The organism is Streptomyces sp. NRRL B-24085, from assembly GCF_001282115.1.
GTDB lineage: Bacteria > Actinomycetota > Actinomycetes > Streptomycetales > Streptomycetaceae > Streptomyces.
Genome location: NZ_LJBR01000128.1, coordinates 1 through 17,105, shown reverse-complemented (window position 1 = coordinate 17,105; position 17,105 = coordinate 1). Strand labels below are relative to the sequence as shown.

Annotated in this window: 16 protein-coding genes; 3 read left to right on the top strand and 13 right to left on the bottom strand. The window is 72.6% G+C overall.

Annotation, left to right across the window (positions count from 1 at the left end; genetic code table 11):
• Nucleotides 1–25: 25 nt before the first annotated feature.
• Nucleotides 26–655, bottom strand: coding sequence for a pyridoxamine 5'-phosphate oxidase (gene pdxH, locus AOJ26_RS16175; RefSeq protein WP_373413203.1), 630 nt, complete (start codon nucleotides 653–655; stop codon nucleotides 26–28).
• A gap of 169 nt (nucleotides 656–824) precedes the next feature.
• Between pdxH and AOJ26_RS16170 the strand changes: the two genes are divergently transcribed.
• Complete coding sequence (locus tag AOJ26_RS16170; RefSeq protein ID WP_179200367.1) at nucleotides 825–1,937, top strand: citrate synthase 2; 1,113 nt, start codon at nucleotides 825–827, stop codon at nucleotides 1,935–1,937.
• Nucleotides 1,938–2,012: 75 nt separating this feature from the next.
• Here AOJ26_RS16170 and AOJ26_RS16165 read toward each other — a convergent pair whose 3' ends face one another.
• From AOJ26_RS16165 to AOJ26_RS16130, 8 genes are all read right to left on the bottom strand, one after another.
• Nucleotides 2,013–2,627 (bottom strand): TetR/AcrR family transcriptional regulator, encoded by a 615-nt coding sequence (locus AOJ26_RS16165; protein WP_053848988.1) that lies wholly within the window; start codon nucleotides 2,625–2,627, stop codon nucleotides 2,013–2,015.
• A complete protein-coding gene (locus AOJ26_RS16160; protein WP_053848987.1) occupies nucleotides 2,615–3,349 on the bottom strand; it encodes an enoyl-CoA hydratase family protein in 735 nt (244 codons plus the stop codon). Before AOJ26_RS16160 ends, AOJ26_RS16165 begins: the two co-directional genes overlap by 13 nt.
• On the bottom strand, nucleotides 3,346–4,914 hold the full coding sequence (locus tag AOJ26_RS16155) for a 4-coumarate--CoA ligase family protein (protein WP_053848986.1): 1,569 nt from the start codon (nucleotides 4,912–4,914) through the stop codon (nucleotides 3,346–3,348). The genes AOJ26_RS16160 and AOJ26_RS16155 overlap by 4 nt, the downstream gene beginning before the upstream one ends.
• A 30-nt stretch (nucleotides 4,915–4,944) precedes the next feature.
• Entirely contained in the window at nucleotides 4,945–6,081 is a 1,137-nt protein-coding gene (locus tag AOJ26_RS16150; protein ID WP_053848985.1) for an acyl-CoA dehydrogenase family protein, read from the bottom strand.
• Nucleotides 6,082–6,149: 68 nt separating this feature from the next.
• The gene (locus tag AOJ26_RS16145) at nucleotides 6,150–7,991 is read right to left on the bottom strand and encodes an acetyl/propionyl/methylcrotonyl-CoA carboxylase subunit alpha (protein WP_053848984.1); all 1,842 of its coding nucleotides are present in this window, start codon (nucleotides 7,989–7,991) and stop codon (nucleotides 6,150–6,152) included.
• 11 nt (nucleotides 7,992–8,002) lie between these two features.
• Nucleotides 8,003–9,643 carry an acyl-CoA carboxylase subunit beta gene (locus AOJ26_RS16140; RefSeq protein WP_373413202.1) on the bottom strand — a complete coding sequence of 547 codons (1,641 nt, stop codon included), beginning with the start codon at nucleotides 9,641–9,643 and terminating at the stop codon, nucleotides 8,003–8,005.
• Complete coding sequence (locus AOJ26_RS16135; RefSeq protein WP_053848982.1) at nucleotides 9,598–11,274, bottom strand: acyclic terpene utilization AtuA family protein; 1,677 nt, start codon at nucleotides 11,272–11,274, stop codon at nucleotides 9,598–9,600. The genes AOJ26_RS16140 and AOJ26_RS16135 overlap by 46 nt, the downstream gene beginning before the upstream one ends.
• A gap of 139 nt (nucleotides 11,275–11,413) precedes the next feature.
• Nucleotides 11,414–12,208 (bottom strand): TIGR03084 family metal-binding protein, encoded by a 795-nt coding sequence (locus tag AOJ26_RS16130; RefSeq protein ID WP_053848981.1) that lies wholly within the window; start codon nucleotides 12,206–12,208, stop codon nucleotides 11,414–11,416.
• 137 nt (nucleotides 12,209–12,345) lie between these two features.
• Here AOJ26_RS16130 and AOJ26_RS16125 point away from each other — a divergent pair, with 137 nt between their 5' ends.
• On the top strand, nucleotides 12,346–13,086 hold the full coding sequence (locus AOJ26_RS16125) for a class I SAM-dependent DNA methyltransferase (RefSeq protein ID WP_053848980.1): 741 nt from the start codon (nucleotides 12,346–12,348) through the stop codon (nucleotides 13,084–13,086).
• Nucleotides 13,087–13,356: 270 nt separating this feature from the next.
• On the opposite strand, the gene AOJ26_RS16120 is transcribed toward AOJ26_RS16125, so the two are convergent.
• The 3 genes from AOJ26_RS16120 to AOJ26_RS16110 form a co-directional block, all read right to left on the bottom strand.
• Complete coding sequence (locus AOJ26_RS16120) at nucleotides 13,357–14,286, bottom strand: EamA family transporter (protein ID WP_053848979.1); 930 nt, start codon at nucleotides 14,284–14,286, stop codon at nucleotides 13,357–13,359.
• Between the two features lie 104 nt (nucleotides 14,287–14,390).
• Nucleotides 14,391–14,831, bottom strand: coding sequence for a GNAT family N-acetyltransferase (locus AOJ26_RS16115; protein ID WP_053848978.1), 441 nt, complete (start codon nucleotides 14,829–14,831; stop codon nucleotides 14,391–14,393).
• A 12-nt stretch (nucleotides 14,832–14,843) separates the two neighbouring features.
• On the bottom strand, nucleotides 14,844–15,611 hold the full coding sequence (locus AOJ26_RS16110; RefSeq protein ID WP_053848977.1) for a metallophosphoesterase family protein: 768 nt from the start codon (nucleotides 15,609–15,611) through the stop codon (nucleotides 14,844–14,846).
• 221 nt (nucleotides 15,612–15,832) lie between these two features.
• On the opposite strand from AOJ26_RS16110, the gene serC reads away from it, so the two are divergent.
• Nucleotides 15,833–16,951: a phosphoserine transaminase gene (gene serC, locus AOJ26_RS16105; RefSeq protein WP_053848976.1), complete on the top strand. Its 1,119-nt coding sequence runs from the start codon at nucleotides 15,833–15,835 to the stop codon at nucleotides 16,949–16,951.
• 66 nt (nucleotides 16,952–17,017) lie between these two features.
• Here the strand turns inward: serC and AOJ26_RS41855 are convergent, their stop codons facing one another.
• On the bottom strand, nucleotides 17,018–17,092 hold the full coding sequence (locus tag AOJ26_RS41855) for a hypothetical protein (RefSeq protein ID WP_234358568.1): 75 nt from the start codon (nucleotides 17,090–17,092) through the stop codon (nucleotides 17,018–17,020).
• Between the last annotated feature and the right edge of the window lie 13 nt (nucleotides 17,093–17,105).

The window sequence follows — 17,105 nt, the reverse complement described above, 5'->3', positions numbered from 1 at the left end:
GTCGTCTGCGTTTCCGGGCCCCGGCTCAGGGGCTCAGCCGCTCCACCCGCCAGCTCCCGTCCGGCTCCGCCGCATAACGCAGCCGGTCGTGCAGGCGGTTCTCGCGGCCCTGCCAGAACTCGACCGTCTCCGGCGCCACCCGGAAGCCGCCCCAGTGCGGCGGCACCGGGACCTGCTCGCCCTCGGGATAGCGGGCGGCGAGTTCGGCGTAAGCGGTGTCGACCTGCTCGCGGCTCTCGATCACCGAGGACTGCGCGCTGGCCCAGGCGCCGAGCTGGGAGCCGTGCGGGCGGGTGCGGAAGTAGGCGGCGGTCTCGTCGCGGCCGGTGCGGCGGGCGAGGCCGGTGACGATGACCTGGCGGGCCATGGGGTGCCAGGGGAAGAGCAGGCAGACGTACGGGTTCTCAGCGAGTTCCCTGCCCTTGCGGGAGTCGTAGTTCGTGTAGAAGACGAAGCCCTGCTCGTCGAACTGCTTGAGCAGGACCGTGCGGGAGCTGGGGCGGCCATCGGCGTCCGCGGTGGAGACGACCATGGCGTTCGGCTCGAAGAGGTGCGCCTCGGTCGCCGCCTGCTTGAACCAGCGCGCGAACTGCTCGACGGGCGTGGCGGCCAGGTCGGTCTCGGCGAGGCCCTCCGCGCGGTACTGCCGGCGCATGGAGGCGGGGTCCGGGGAGACGGCGTGTGCTGCGTCGGTCACGTCGTCATCTTGCCGTACGGATCGCTTCCCCCGCGGAGGTGGCACTGAGTGCCGCCGACTCTCCCCAAAGGTGGCACCCGGGGATATCGTGGCGTCATCCGTCGTACACATCACGAGGAGCCGCCTGATGTCCGACCTCGACCCCGGCTTTGTACCTGGTCTCGAAGGAGTCGTCGCGTTCGAGACGGAGATCGCCGAACCGGACAAGGAGGGCGGCGCGCTGCGGTACCGGGGCGTCGACATCGAGGATCTGGTCGGCCACGTCTCGTTCGGCAACGTGTGGGGGCTGCTGGTCGACGGCGCCTTCAACCCCGGCCTGCCGCCCGCCGAGCCGTTCCCGATCCCGGTGCACTCCGGGGACATCCGCGTGGACGTCCAGTCGGCGCTGGCCATGCTCGCGCCGGTCTGGGGGCTCAAACCGCTGCTGGACATCGATGCCGAGCAGGCGCGTGCCGACCTCGCCCGGGCCGCCGTGATGGCTCTGTCCTACGTCGCCCAGTCCGCGCGCGGGCAGGGGCGGCCGATGGTGCCGCAGCGGGAGATCGACAAGGCTCAGTCCGTCGTCGAGCGGTTCATGATCCGCTGGCGCGGGGAGCCGGACCCGAAGCACGTGGCCGCGGTGGACGCGTACTGGACGTCGGCCGCGGAGCACGGGATGAACGCGTCGACGTTCACCGCGCGCGTGATCGCCTCCACGGGGGCCGATGTCGCCGCCGCGCTGTCCGGTGCCGTGGGTGCCATGTCCGGGCCGCTGCACGGCGGGGCGCCGTCCCGGGTGCTCGGGATGATCGAGGAGATCGAGCGGACCGGGGACGCCGAGGCGTACGTCAGGCAGGCGCTGGACCGCGGTGAGCGGCTGATGGGGTTCGGGCACCGGGTGTACCGGGCCGAGGACCCCCGCGCGCGCGTGCTGCGTCGTACGGCTCGCGAGCTGGGGGCGCCCCGGTTCGAGATCGCGGAGGCGCTGGAGAAGGCGGCGCTGGCGGAGTTGCACGCGCGCCGGCCGGACCGGGTGCTTGCCACCAACGTGGAGTTCTGGGCGGCGATCGTGCTCGACTTCGCGGAGGTGCCGGCGCACATGTTCACGTCGATGTTCACGTGTGCGCGGACGGCCGGGTGGTCGGCGCACATTCTTGAGCAGAAGCGGACGGGGCGGCTGGTGCGGCCGTCTGCGCGGTATGTGGGGCCCGGATCGCGGAATCCGCGGGACATCGAGGGGTACGAGAGCATCGCCCACTGAGGGGGGTGCTTGAGGGGCGTGGGCGGCTGCGGGTGCGTTGTGGCTTGTCGCGCAGTTCCCCGCGCCCCTGAAAACCTAGACCAGCGCCTCGTTCAGCAGTGCTGTCCACTGCGTGACCACTTTGTCCCGGCGGGCCTTGTCGTCCGTGAGGAGATTCGCCAGGCCCAGGCCCCTCGCCATGTCCAGGAGGCCCTGGACCGTTTCCCGGACGCCCGGCTTCGATTCGTCCGCGCCCAGGAGGTCCACGGCGATCCGGTGGGTCTCCCGGCCCACCCTCGCCTCCAGCTCGGTCACCCGGGGGCGCAGTTGCTCCTCGTTGGAGGCGGCGACCCACAGGTGGAGGGCGGCCCGGAAGAGGGGGCCCGTGTAGAGGTCGACCAGGGCCGAGATGACCGCTCGCCGGTCGTCCGCCGCGCCCTCGGGGAACAGGGCGCGCAGGGCCGTGGAGCGTTCCTCCGCGACGTATTCGACGGCGGCCGTGAAGAGGTCCTCGCGGGTCGGGAAGTGGTGCTGGGCGGCGCCCCGGGAGACCCCGGCACGTTCGGCGACCACGGTGACCGTGGAGCCGGCCCAGCCGTGTTCGGCGAGGCAGGCCACGGCGGCTTCGAGGAGGCGCTGCCGGGTGGCCCGGCTGCGGTCCTGCTTCGGCACGCGGTCGGCCCGGTCGCCGATCGTGGTCACACCACCCATGAGGGATCCCGTCGTTCCAGGAAGGCCGTCATCCCCTCGCGCGCGTGCGGCGAGGCGAACAGCCGGGCCGAGAGCGCGGTCAGGTCGGCCGCGTCCCGGTCGAAGGCCTCCAGCACCCTAGCGGTGAGCAGCCGTTTCGTCTCGGCCAGGGCCTCGGGGGCGGCCCGGCGCAGACCGTCCAGGATCGGTTCGAGTACGGCGTCCACGTCGTCGCCCGCCGCCGTCACCAGGCCGATGCGGGCCGCCTCGGCCGCGTCGAAGCGCTCGCCGGTGAGGTAGTGGCGGGCGAGGGCGCGGGGGTCGGTGCGGGGCAGCAGGGTCAGTGAGATGACCGCGGGGGCGACCCCGATCCGCACCTCGGTGAAGGCGAACGTCGACTGCGTGGACGCGGCGGCGATGTCGCAGGCGGCGAGGAGGCCGAGGCCGCCCGCGCGGACGTGCCCGGTGACGCGGGCGACGACCGGTTTGCCGAGTTCGACGATCTGGCGCAGGAGCCCGACCAGGGCGTCCGGGTCCGGGGGGTCCTTGAGGTCGGCGCCCGCGGAGAAGGTGTTGCCGGTGTGGGTGAGGACGATCGCGCGGACGGTGTCGTCCTTGGCGCAGTCCGCCAGCGCGGTGGACAGCTCCCCCACCAGCGTGGCCGACAGGGCGTTGCGGTTGTGCGGGGAGTCGAGGGCGAGGGTCTCCACGCCGCGTGCGCCGGCGCGGGCGATCGGTGTCATGTGCGCTCCCTGAGCTGTCGTCGCAGGATCTTGCCGGAGGCGGCCCGGGGCACGGCGTCGGTGAAGGTGACCTGGCGGACGCGCTTGTAGGGGGCGACGCGTTCGGCGACGTACATCATGACCTCGCTCTCGGTGAGGTCGCTCGCGGTGGGCTGGCGGACGACGAAGGCGTGCGGGACCTCGTTGCCCTGGTCGTTGTAGACGCCGATGACGGCCGCGTCGGCGATGCCGGGATGGGTGAGCAGGAGGGCCTCCAGTTCGGCGGGGGCCACCTGGAAGCCCTTGTACTTGATGAGCTCCTTGACCCGGTCGACGACGAACAGCCAGCCGTCGGCGTCGACATGGCCGACGTCCCCGGTGTGCAGCCAGCCGTCGGCGTCGATCATGGCGGCGGTGTCGTCGGGGCGGCCGAGGTAGCCCTTCATGATCTGCGGGCCCCGGATGAGGATCTCGCCGGGTTCGCCGGTGTCGAGGTCCTTGGCGGGGTCGTCGAGGGAGACGATCCGCATCTCGGTGCCGGCGATGAGCTTGCCGACGGTCCCCGGGGGCGCCTCGCGCATGGCGGACAGGGGGACGACGTGGGTGCCGGGCGAGAGTTCCGTCATGCCGTACGCCTGGCCGACGGGCGGGAGGCCGAGCCGGGCCGAACAGGCGGCGGCGAGCCGGGCGTCCAGCGGGGCGGCGGCGCTGACGAGGTAGCGCAGGGACGACAGGTCGTACTGCTCGACCAGCGGATGCTTGGCGAGGGCGAGGACGATCGGCGGGGCCACGTACAGGCCGGTGATGCGGTGGTTCTGGATGGCCGCGAGGAAGGTCTCCAGGTCGAAGCGGGGCAGGACGACGACGCTCGCGCCGACGCGCAGGGGCGCGTTCATGAGGGCCGTGAGGCCGTAGATGTGGAAGAACGGCAGGACCGCGAGGATGCGGTCCTCGGGGCCCGCCGACATCAGCGGCTGGAGCTGGGCGAGGTTGGTGGCGATCTGCCGGTGGGTGAGCATCACCCCCTTGGGGGTGCCGGTGGTGCCCGAGGAGTACGGCAGGGCCGCCACGTCCGTCACCGGGTCGATGTCGACGTGCGGCTCGGGGGCCGTCGAGGCGAGCATGTCGATGAGGGAGCGGTGGCCGGGGGCGCTGTCGCAGACGAATATCTCCCGTACCCCGCCCGCGAGTTCGGCGGCCCGGCGGGCGGTCGCCAGGAGCGGCGAGACGGTGACGATCCAGCGGGCCGCGGAGTCGGAGAGCTGCTTGGCGAACTCCTCGGCCGTGGCGAGCGGGTGCACGGTCGTCACGGAGGCGCCCGCGCGGGTGGCGGCGTAGAACGCGGTCGGGAAGGCGATCGTGTTGGGGCTGTGCAGCGCGAGCACGTCCCCCTTGGCGACGCCCGCCTCCGCGAGACCCGCGGCGACCCGGCGGTGGAACCGGTCGAGCTGTGCGTACGTGAGGGTGGTGCCGTCGGTGCCGTCGATCAGGGCGGGCGCGTCACCGAACTCGGGAGCGCGCGCCAGCACGGCGTCGTGGATGGGCAGTTCTACGGGCTGGACGTCTGCGTACTCGCTGCGGAACACGGTTCCTCCAAGACGGCCTTCCAGGACGGCCTAGTACGACTTGGGCAGGCCCAGGGTCTGGTGGGAGACGTAGTTGAGAATCATCTCCCTGCTGACCGGTGCGATACGAGCCACGCGCGCGGCCGTTATCAGCGAGGCGATCCCGAACTCCTTGGTGAGGCCGTTGCCGCCGAGGGTGTGGACGGCCTGGTCCACGGCCTTCACACAGGCCTCCCCCGCGGCGTACTTGGCCATGTTCGCGGCCTCTCCCGCGGCCACGTCGTCGCCCTCGTCGTAGAGGTGGGCGGCCTTCTGTGTCATCAGGCGGGCGAGTTCGAGGTCGATGTGGGCCTGGGCGAGCGGGTGGGCGATGGCCTGGTGGGCGCCGATGGGGGTGTTCCACACCGTGCGGTCCTTGGCGTAGGTGATCGCCCGGGAGAGCGCGTAGCGGCCCATGCCGATCGCGAAGGCGGCCGTCATGACGCGTTCGGGGTTGAGGCCCGCGAAGAGCTGGAGCAGGCCCGCGTCCTCGTCCCCCACGAGCGCCCCTGCGGGGAGCCGCACGTCGTCGAGGGTGAGCTCGAACTGCTTCTCCTGGGCGTTCAGTTCCATCTCGATACGGCGCCTGCCGAAGCCCGGGGCGTCCCGGGGGACGATGAACAGGCAGGGCTTGAGGCGGCCGGTCCGGGCGTCCTCCGTACGGCCCACGATGAGGGTGGCGTCGGCGATGTCGACGCCGGAAACGAACACCTTGCGGCCGGTGAGCAGCCAGTCCCCGGTGTCCGGGTCGCGGCGGGCCGTGGTGCTGATGCGGTGGCTGTTGGAGCCGGCGTCGGGTTCGGTGATGCCGAAGGCCATCGTGCGGGTGCCGTCGGCGAGCGCCGGGAGCCACTCCTGCTTCTGGGCCTCCGTGCCGAAGCGGGCGATCACCGTGCCGCAGATGGCGGGGGACACGATCATCATCAGGAGGGGGGCGCCGGCCGCGCCCAGCTCTTCGAGGACGATGGAGAGTTCGGAGATTCCGCCGCCTCCTCCGCCGTATGCCTCCGGCAGGTTGACGCCGAGATAACCGAGCTTGGCTGCCTCTGACCAGAGTGCCTCTCGGTCGTAGTCGCGGCCGTGGCGCTTGCCGAGAGCGGCTACTGCTGCGCGGAGGGCTTTGTGCTCGTCCGTTTCGATCGTGGGCATGTGGCTCCTTCGTTGTGGCTGGTCGCGCCCGCGCGGCGGTAGCCGCACATTGATACGGCCCCGCGCCCCTAGGTGGGCTCGACTACCGCCAGTAGAGAGCCGACCGTTACCTGTTGGCCGACAACTGCATTCAGTTCGCTGAGCGTTCCCGCGTGGGGAGCCGTGATCCTGTGTTCCATCTTCATCGCCTCCAGCCACAGGAGGGGCTGGCCCGCCTCCACGGCCGTCCCCTCGCCCAGGCCGTCCGCGACGCGTACGACCGTGCCCGGCATGGGGGCCAGGAGGGAGCCGGGGGCCAGCTGGGCCTGCGGGTCCGGGAAGCGGGGCAGCGCCCTGAGGGCCGTGGCGCCCACGTACACCTCGTCGCCGTACCGCGCCACCTCGAACGTCCGCCGAACGCCCGCCGCTTCGAGTACGACCCTGCTCGCGTCCGCGTGGACCACCCGGACCCCGTCCGCCTCCAGGCCGTTCCTGGTGTGGCGGTAGGAGACCTCGTGCTCCTCGCCCGCCGACTCGTAGCGCTTGGTCTGCGGGGAGGAGGGAAGGTTGCGGAAGCCGCCGTAGCGGGAGCGGCCGACCGCGTCCGCGAGGGCCGCCGCCAGGGGGGCCAGCGGGTCCGGGACGGGCTCGGTGAGTTCGGGCAGGTGCCGGTCGTAGAAGCCGGTGTCCATGCGGGCCGTGGCGAACTCCTCGTGGCGCAGGGAGTTGACCAGCAGGTCCCGGTTCGTGGCCGGGCCGTGGATGGTCGCCCGCTCCAGCGCGCCCGCCAGTCTGCGGACCGCCTCCGCGCGCGTGGGGGCGTGGGCGACGACCTTGGCGAGCATCGGGTCGTAGTGGACGCCGATGTCGTCGCCGCTCTCGTAGCCGGTGTCCAGGCGGACGGACGGGGGGACCGAGAAGCGGTGCAGGATGCCGGTCTGCGGGGTCCAGTCCCGTGCCGGGTCCTCGGCGTACAGGCGGGCCTCGACCGCGTGGCCCCGCGCGGGTGGCGGCTCGTCGGGCAGGGCGGCCCCCTCCGCGACCCGGAGCTGCTCCGCCACCAGGTCCAGGCCGAACACCGCCTCCGTCACCGGGTGTTCGACCTGGAGGCGGGTGTTCATCTCCAGGAAGTGGGCCTTGGTCCCGGAGACCAGGAACTCGACCGTGCCCGCGCCCACGTAGTCCACCGCGCGGGCCGCCCGTACCGCCAGCTCGTGCAGTTCCGCGGTGAGGCTCTCCGGGAGTCCGGGGGCCGGGGCCTCCTCGATCACCTTCTGGTGGCGGCGCTGGAGCGAGCAGTCGCGGGTGCCCAGGGCCCAGACCGTGCCGTGGGTGTCGGCGAGGATCTGGACCTCCACATGGCGGCCGTCCTCGACGTACGGCTCGACGAAGACCTCGCCGTCGCCGAAGGCGCTCGCGGCCTCGGCGCGGGCGCTCTCCAGGGCGGCCGTCAGGTCCTCCGTGCGGCGCACGATCCGCATGCCGCGGCCGCCGCCGCCCGCCGCCGCCTTCACCAGCACCGGCAGGTCGGCCGGCGTCACGTCCCGCAGGGGTGCCAGGCCCATCAGTTCCTTGGCGCGGGTCTTGGACGCCATCGCCTCGATCGCGGACGGGGGCGGTCCGATCCAGGTCAGGCCCGCGTCCAGGACGGCCCGCGCGAAGTCGGCGTTCTCGGAGAGGAAGCCGTAGCCGGGGTGCACGGCGTCGGCGCCGGCGTCGAGCGCCGCCTTCACGATCAGGTCGGCGCGCAGGTAGGTGTCGGCGGGGGCCGCGCCCGGGAGCCGTACCGCCGTGTCGGCCACGCGCGTGTGGAGGGCGTCCGCGTCCGGGTCCGAGTACACGGCGACCGTCCGGATGCCGAGTTCGTGGCAGGTGCGGAAGATCCGGCAGGCGATCTCGCCCCGGTTGGCGACGAGCACAGAAGTGATCACTGAAGGGTTCCTCACATCCGGAAGACGCCGAAGCCGCCGCGTGCGCCCTCGTAGGGGGCGGTGTGGATCGCGGACAGGCACATGCCGAGGACCGTCCGGGTGTCGCGGGGGTCGATGACGCCGTCGTCGTAGAGCCGCCCGGACAGGAACATGGGCAGCGACTCGGACTCGATCTGCTGTTCCACCATGGCGCGCAGGGCGGCGTCGCCCTCCTCGTCGTACGGGCGGCCCTTCGCCGCGGCCGACTGGCGGGCCACGATGGAGAGCACGCCGGCCAGCTGCTGGGGGCCCATGACGGCCGACTTGGCGCTGGGCCAGGCGAACAGGAAGCGGGGGTCGTAGGCGCGGCCGCACATGCCGTAGTGCCCGGCGCCGTAGGAGGCGCCCATGAGGACGGACAGGTGCGGGACCTTCGAGTTGCTGACAGCGTTGATCATCATCGCGCCGTGCTTGATGATGCCGCCCTGCTCGTACTCCTTGCCGACCATGTAACCGGTGGTGTTGTGCAGGAAGAGCAGGGGGATGTCCCGCTGGTTCGCCAACTGGATGAACTGGGCGGCTTTTTGGGACTCCTCGGAGAACAGGATGCCCTGGGCGTTGGCCAGGATGCCGACCGGATAGCCGTGCAGCGAGGCCCAGCCGGTCGCGAGGCTGGTGCCGTACAGCGGCTTGAACTCGTCGAAGTCGGAGGCGTCGACGATCCGGGCGATCACCTCGCGCGGGTCGAAGGGGGTCCTGAGATCGCCTGGGACGATGCCGAGGAGTTCCTCCGGGTCGTACTTGGGCGGCTCGGCCGGGCCCGGATCGTCGTACGCCTTGCGGTGGTTGAGGCGGGCCACGACCCGCCGGGCCTGCCTGAGCGCGTCCCGCTCGTCCACGGCGAAGTAGTCCGCGAGACCGGACACGCGCGCGTGCATCTCGGCCCCGCCGAGGGACTCGTCGTCGCTCTCCTCGCCGGTGGCCATCCTGACCAGGGGCGGGCCGCCCAGGAACACCTTGGCCCGCTCCTTGACCATGATCACGTGGTCGGACATGCCGGGGACGTAGGCGCCGCCGGCCGTCGAGTTGCCGAAGACGACGGCGACGGTCGGGATCCCGGCCGCCGACAGTCTCGTCAGGTCCCGGAAGATCGCTCCGCCCGGGATGAAGATCTCCTTCTGGGAGGGCAGGTCGGCGCCGCCGGACTCCACCAGGCTGATGCAGGGCAACCGGTTGGCGAGGGCGATGTCGTTGGCCCGCAGGGCCTTCTTCAGCGACCAGGGATTGCTCGCACCGCCGCGCACGGTCGGGTCGTTGGCGGTGATCAGGCACTCCACGCCCTCGACCACGCCGATGCCGGTGACGAGGGAGGCGCCGACGGTGTAGTCGCTGCCCCAGGCGGCCAGCGGGGACAGTTCCAGGAAGGGTGTGTCGGGGTCGAGGAGCAGCTCGATCCGCTCCCGGGCGAGCAGCTTGCCTCGCTCACGGTGCCGTTGGACGTACTTCTCGCCGCCGCCCGCGAGCGCCTTCGCGTGCTCGGCGTCCAGTTCGGCGAGCTTGCCGAGCATGGAGTCGCGGTGGGCCCGGTGGTCGGGGCCGGTGGTGTCGAGGGTGGACTGAAGGATCGTCACAGCAGGGCCTCCGGGATGTCCAGGTGGCGGGAGCGCAGCCATTCGCCGAGGGCCTTGGCCTGCGGGTCGAAGCGGTGCTGGGCGGCGACGCCCTCGCCGAGGATTCCCTCCACGACGAAGTTCAGGGCGCGCAGGTGCGGGAGGGCGTGCCGGGTGACGGGCAGGTCGGCCGTCTCCGGCAGGAGTTCGCGCAGCCGCTCCACGGTGAGCGTGTGCGCTAGCCAGCGCCAGCCCTCGTCCGTGCGTGCCCACACGCCGACGTTGGCGTTCCCGCCCTTGTCCCCGCTGCGGGCCCCGGCGACGAGCCCGAGGGGGGCCCGCCGGGTCGGGCCGGACGGCGGCGGCTCGGGCAGGGACGGTTCCGGCGGGTTCTCGGGTACGGCGGTCTCCTGGGCGGGGGCCACGGGAATTCGTCGTCCGTCGGGGAGGACGGCCACATGGTCCACGGCCTCCTGGGGGACGTACGCGTCCTCGAAGACGCCGTAGGGCGAGCCCTTCCCGGGTGGCGCCAGCACATGGAACCCGGGGTAGCTCGCGAGGGCCAGTTCCACGGCGGCCCCACTGAGCGCGCGTCCGACGGTCTCCTGGTCCGCGTCCCGGACGACCAGCCGCAGCAGGGCGCTGGCGGTCTCCTCCGTGCCGGCGTCCGGGCGGTCCGTGCGGACCAGGTCCCAGCGCACGTCGGTGACCTTGGCGAGGGCCGGCTCCAACTGCCGCCGCACCAGCGCTGCCTTGGCCTCGATGTCCAGGCCGGTCAGGACGAACGTGACCTCGTTGCGGAAGCCGCCGAGGCGGTTGAGGCCGACTTTGAGGGTGGGCGGCGGGGCCTCCCCGCGGACGCCGGAGATCCGGACGCGGTCAGGACCGTCCAGGGCGAGGCGGACCGTGTCGAGGCGGGCGGTGACGTCCGGTCCCGCGTACCGGGCGCCCTGCGTCTCGTACAGCAGTTGGGCCGTCACCGTGCCGACGTCCACGAAGCCGCCGGTGCCGGGGTGCTTGGTGATGACGGCGGTGCCGTCCTCGTGGATTTCGGCGAGGGGGAAGCCGGGCCTGCGCAGATCGTGCCCGCCCTCGGCGAAGAACGCGTAGTTCCCGCCGGTCGCCTGGGTCCCGCACTCCAGGACGTGCCCGGCGACGACCGCTCCCGCGAGGCGGTCGTACTCGGCAGGGCCCCAGCCGAAGTGGGCGGCGGCGGGCCCGGTGACCAGGGCCGCGTCCGTCACCCGGCCGGTCACGACCACGTCCGCGCCCTCACGCAGACAGGCCGCGATGCCGAAGCCGCCGAGGTAGGCGTGGGCGGCGAGACTGCCCGGGTACCGGGCGGTGAGATCGTCGCCCTCGACATGCGCGACCCGCACGTCCAGGCCCAGCCGGTCCGCCAACTCCCTGACCCTCGCGGCGAGTCCGGCCGGGTTGAGGCCGCCCGCGTTGGCGACGATCCGGACTCCCCGCTCCCGCGCCAGGCCGAGGCCCTCCTCCAACTGCCGCAGGAACGTGCGGGCGTAACCCGCCGCCGGGTCCTTCAGCCGGTCCCGGCCCAGGATGAGCATGGTCAGTTCGGCGAGATAGTCACCGGTGAGGACGTCGAGCTCGCCACCGGTGAGCATCTCGCGCAGGGCGTCGAAGCGGTCGCCGTAGAAGCCGGAGGCATTGCCGACCCGCAGAGGAGTCACCGGCCCGCCCCCTTGGGCGCGCGTCCCACGGGGGTCGGCCCCGCGGGGGCGAAGCCGAGCCGCCGACCGGGCCCCGCGCACTGGGCGCCGGGGCCGGAGGAACCACTGCCATGACCGACGGCGTCACCCGTACGCCGACTCACGCGACCGACCCCTTCGCCGGGCGGCCCTTGCCGGGTGGGCCTGCGAAGGCCTGGGCGATGTCGAGCCAGCGGTTCGCGTCCTCGCCCTCGGCGTGCAGGGCGAGGTCGGCTCGGTGGGCTCGTTGGGTGACCAGGAGGCAGAGGTCGAGGGCGGGGCCGGTGACGCGGTCGGTGGCGTTCTCGGGGCCGTAGGTCCACGACTCCCCGGACGGGGAGACCAGTTCGATGCGGAACTCCTCGAAGGGCGGGGTCAGTCCGTGCACGCCGAAGGCGAAGTCGCGGGTGCGGACGCCGAGACGGACGATGTGCCGGATCCGGTCGGTGGCCTCTCGGGTCACCCCCAGCGCGTCCGCCACGTCCAGGCCGTGCGCCCAGGTCTCCATGAGGCGGGCGGTGGCCATGGAGGCGGTGGACATGGGCGGGCCGTACCAGGGGAAACGGGCACCCTCGGGGGCGTTGCGCAGGGCCTCGGCCAGGTCCTCGCGGCCCGCCCGCCAGTACGCGAGCAGTCGCGCCGGAGGCTTCCGGGCGCCCTCCGCCGCGCCCTCGTCCACGAAGTCCCCGGGCGCCGCGAGCGCCTTCTCGACCTCGCGGGAGAAGGCTTCCTGGTCGGTCACGGCGAGCAGGGAGGAGTGGTCGGTCCAGGCGAGGTGGGCGATCTGGTGGGCCACGGTCCACCCGGGGGCGGGGGTCGCGAGCGCCCACTGCTCGGCGCTCAACCCGGCCACGAGCCGGTCGAGTTCCTCGCTCTCCGCACACAGGTCGTCGATGACGGGCGTGGGGTCTGCCATGGGGCGAGGATGTCAGCGACCCCAGAAACAAGCAAGCGTGCTTGCATTTAATTTTCACGGGACCGGGGACGGCGCAGGTCGCCGTGGGCGCGCATATTGGGAAGCGGCCACCTCCTCCCCCGCAGTACGGTCCCCCGGTGAGCGATATCGACGGTTACTTCGGGGAGTCCGTCGCGGCGACGTACGACGAGTCGGCGGCGGCGATGTTCACGGCGGAGGCGCTGGAGCCGGTCGTGGACCTACTGGCAGAGCTCGCCGGTGAGGGGCGGGCCCTGGAACTGGGCGTCGGCACCGGACGGGTCGCTTTGCCGCTGGCGGCGCGCGGGGTGGAGGTGCACGGGATCGAGCTGTCCGGGGCGATGGCGGAGCGGCTGCGGGCCAAACCCGGCGGTGAGGCGGTCGGGGTGACGATCGGGGACTTCTCGACGACCCGGGTGCCCGGGGGTTTCTCGGTCGCCTACCTGGTCTTCAACACGATCATGAACCTGACGACCCAGGACGCCCAGGTGGACTGCTTCCGCAATGTCGCCGACCATCTGGAGCCGGGCGGCACGTTCGTCGTCGAGGTCATGGTCCCCCAGTTGCGGAAGCTGCCGCCCGGGCAGAACGCCGTGCCCTTCCACGTCGGCGACGGCCGCCTCGGCTTCGACACCTACGACACCGCCACCCAGGCGATGGCCTCGCATCACGTCAGCGTCGAGGACGGCCGGGGCTCCTTCCGGTCGATCCCCTTCCGGTACGTGTGGCCGGCGGAACTGGACCTCATGGCGAGGCTGGCCGGGATGCGGCTGCGGGACCGGTGGGCCGACTGGCAGCGCGCCCCCTTCACCGGCGACAGCGAGTCCCACGTCTCGGTGTGGGAGAAGCCGGCGGACTGACCAGCCGGCCGGCCCCTCGTGACCCGCGGCGCGAGTCGACGTCGTACCGCGTCCGAGGGCGCCGCTTCCCGGGCCGCGCTGTCGCCCGTGCGCAGGGCCGCCGGATCCGCGCGGTCGACCGAAGGCACCGGCTCCCGCACGGGCGGTCGGACGAGCCGTGCGGGTCGAGGGCCCCCCGGATCCGACCTCCGCGAGGAGCCGGCAACGGGGCGCCCGGCGAGGACGGCGAAGGCCCCGCCGAAGTGGGCCGGCGTCCCGAGGGCACCTGGCTCAGGGCGTGACCGCCTTGCCGCGGCCCACCTGCGTCCGCACCGCTCCCATGCTCGCCGCGATCACGAGCGCGACGGCCAGGGCCTGGAGGGGGGACAGGGACTGGCCGAGGATCAGGAAGCCGGCGAGGGCGGCCAGACCGGGCTCCAGGCTCATGAGGACCGCGAAGGTGGAGGCGGGCAGGCGGCGCAGGGCGAGGAGTTCGAGGGTGTAGGGCAGGACGGAGGACATCACGGCCACCGCCGCGCCGAGGGCCACGGTCACCGGGTCGAGCAGCCTGCTGCCGGACTCCAGGGCGCCGAACGGCAGGAAGGCCAGCGCGCCGACCGCCATCGCCAGGGCGAGCCCGTCGGCCTGCGGGAAGCGGCGGCCGGTGCGCGCGCTGAAGACGATGTACGCCGCCCACATCGCCCCCGCGCCCAGTGCGAAGGCCACGCCCAGCGGGTCGAGGGCGCCGAAGTCCCCGCCGCCGCCGAGGAGGAAGACGCCGGCGAGGGCGAGCGCGGCCCACAGGAGGTTCACCGCGCGGCGGGAGGCGAGCACCGAGAGGGCGAGCGGTCCGAGAACCTCCAGGGTGACCGCGGCGCCGAGCGGGATGCGGTCGACGGCCTGGTAGAAGAGGCCGTTCATCGCGGCCATGGCGAGACCGAAGACGACGACCGTGCCCCAGTCGGCGCGGGAGTGGCCGCGCAGCCGCGGGCGGCACACCACGAGCAGCACGACCGCGGCGGCCAGCAGCCGCAGGGTCACCACTCCGAGCGCACCGGCCCTCGGCATCAGGGTCACGGCCAGCGCCGCGCCGAACTGCACGGAGACACCGCCGGCGAGGACCAGTCCGACGGGGCCGAGGGAGCCGAGGCGACGGGGGCCGCCGGTGGGCGTCGTGGCGACCGGGAGCGAGGAGGACAGGTCGGTGCTGGGGGCGGTCACGGGGCTTCCAGGAGGTCGATTCGAGGACTACTGTTCATCACGCTGCACTGCTCAGTCCAGATTAGTGGACTTCGTCAGGTGCGTAAACCCGTTATACGACTGTCTCAGCGCCGCACCATGAACACGTCGACCGGGTCCTCGCTCTCGACGACGAAGCCGTGCCGCTCGTAGAGCCGCCTGGCCGCGCTGCCCTGGAGGACGTTCAGCCGGACCGGTCCGCCGCCGGCGTCGGTGCGGGCGAGCAGGGTGCGCAGGACGGCCGAGCCCAGGCCGCGGCCCTGGAGGGCCGGGTCGACGAAGAAGTGCTCCAGCCACAGTCCGTCCTCGGCCGGGCGCAGCGCGACGCAGCCCGCGAAGCGGCCGTCGGCCACGATGACCGACAGGTGTTCGGCGACGAAGGCGTCCCGGAACCGCTGCCGCACCCGCTGTTCGTCGAACCGGCCCAGCCGCTCCAGGTCGGGGCGCATCACCACGGCCCGCAGTTCGGCTATCGGCTCGACGTCGGCCGGGGTCGCGGGGCGCAGGGTCCAGGTGCTCGTGTCCATGGCCGGAGTCTGTCAGGACGGGTCGTCCCTGCCGTCGCGCGGCCCGAAGGCGGCCAGCGCCTCCGCGTCCGTCACCCGCGCGTGCAGGTACAGGTCGGCCCACTCGGCGATCCGCGGGTACCCGCACTCCGCGACCAGCCGTGCCACGGCCGCCGGGATGTCGTACGGGGTCACCCGCAGGTCCGTGCCGGGCCCCAGCAGGCACCAGTGGGCGCCGGCGCGGCCGTACGGCATGCCGACGCTGCCGGGGTTGACGACCAGGCGGCCGTGGGCGAGACGGACGTACGGCATGTGGGTGTGGCCGCAGACGATGGTGCGGACGCTCCCGGGGACGTCCGCGAGCACCTCCGTCCAGCGGTCGGGGCGGGAGTCGACCAGGACGACCTCCTCGTCGTCGCGCGGGGTGGCGTGGCAGAAGAGGACCTCGCCGAGGCCGCGGACGGTGAGGGTGCGGGTGGCGGGGAGCGAGGCGAGGAAGTCGACGTCCGCAGCGGTGAGCCGGCCCGCGGCATAGGGGCCGATCGGGTCGGGGATCTCCGCCCGCTCGCCCCTGCGGTACTCGACGAGCTCGCGGTCCGCGTTGCCCGCGACCCACAGCACCCGCTCCCCCAGGCTCCTCAACACGTCGAGCACTTCGGTGGGTTGGGGGCCCGCGGTGATGTCGCCGGTCAGCACGATCCGGTCGGCGGCGACCACGTCGGGCTCGGCGAGGACGGCTTCCAGGGCGGGCAGGACCCCGTGGATGTCGGAGAGGACGGCGATACGGTCGTAGGCGGGCATGGGGTCGAGTCTGCACCGGATCCACTGTCGTTCCGGGGCATCCGCCGGAACGCGCGGCGGCCCCCCGGAGCCGACCGCCGACCCACGGGGCCGCCCGGCCCGGGGGTGCCGGCGCGACCGGCTCCGCGCCGGCCGTCGGGGGCCCCGGTCCGCCCGACACCCCGCGTCTCACCGGACGGACTACGTTTCGACCAGGTTTCCCCAGCGGCTACGCTCCCCTCGTGGCTGAGATCCAGATTCCCGCTGACATCAAGCCCGCCGACGGTCGATTCGGCGCGGGCCCCTCCAAGGTGCGGACGGAAGCGCTGGACGCGCTGGCCGCGACCGGTACCTCCCTTCTCGGCACCTCCCACCGCCAGGCTCCGGTGAAGAACCTGGTCGGCAAGGTGCGCGAGGGGATCTCCGAGCTGTTCTCGCTGCCCGAGGGCTACGAGGTCGTCCTCGGCAACGGCGGCTCCACCGCTTTCTGGGACGTGGCGACGCACGGCCTGATCGAGAACAAGTCGCAGCACCTGACCTTCGGCGAGTTCTCGTCGAAGTTCGCGAAGGCGTCCAAGCTGGCCCCCTGGCTGGCCGAGCCCACCGTCGTCTCCTCCGACCCCGGCACCCACCCGGAGCCGCGGGCCGAGGAGGGCGTCGACGTGTACGCGTTCACGCACAACGAGACCTCCACCGGTGTCGCCGCCCCGATCAAGCGGGTCGCGGGCGCGGACGCCGGGGCGCTGGTCCTGGTGGACGCCACCTCCGGCGCCGGCGGCCTGCCCGTCGACATCGCCGAGACCGACGTCTACTACTTCGCCCCGCAGAAGTCCTTCGCCTCCGACGGCGGCCTGTGGATCGGCGTGTTCTCCCCGGCCGCGATCGAGCGCGCCGAGCGGATCCACGCCTCCGGCCGCCACATCCCGGAGTTCTTCTCGCTGCCCACGGCGATCGACAACTCCCGCAAGAACCAGACGTACAACACCCCGGCCCTCGCCACCCTCTTCCTGCTGAACCAGCAGCTCGAGTGGATCAACGGCCAGGGCGGTCTCGCCTGGTCGACGGCCCGCACCAAGGACTCCTCGACCCGCCTCTACACCTGGGCGGAGGAGTCCAAGCACGCCACGCCGTTCGTCACCGACGCGGCCAAGCGCTCCCAGGTCATCGGCACGATCGACTTCTCCGACGAGATCGACGCCGCCGCGGTCGCCAAGGTGCTGCGCGCCAACGGCATCGTCGACACCGAGCCCTACCGCAAGCTCGGCCGCAACCAGCTCCGCGTCGCGATGTTCCCGGCGATCGACCCGGCGGACGTCGAGGCGCTGACGAAGTGCATCGACTACGTGATCGAGAAGCTGTAGTCACGTCACGACAGTCGCTACGACGACGAGGGCGCCCGGTGCCTAACCGGGCGCCCTCGTCCGTGCTCACGGCACCAGCACGAGCTTGCCGGTCGTCCGCTTCTCCTCGATCGCCCGGTGCGCCGCCGCGGCCTCCGCCAGCGGACAGCTCCGC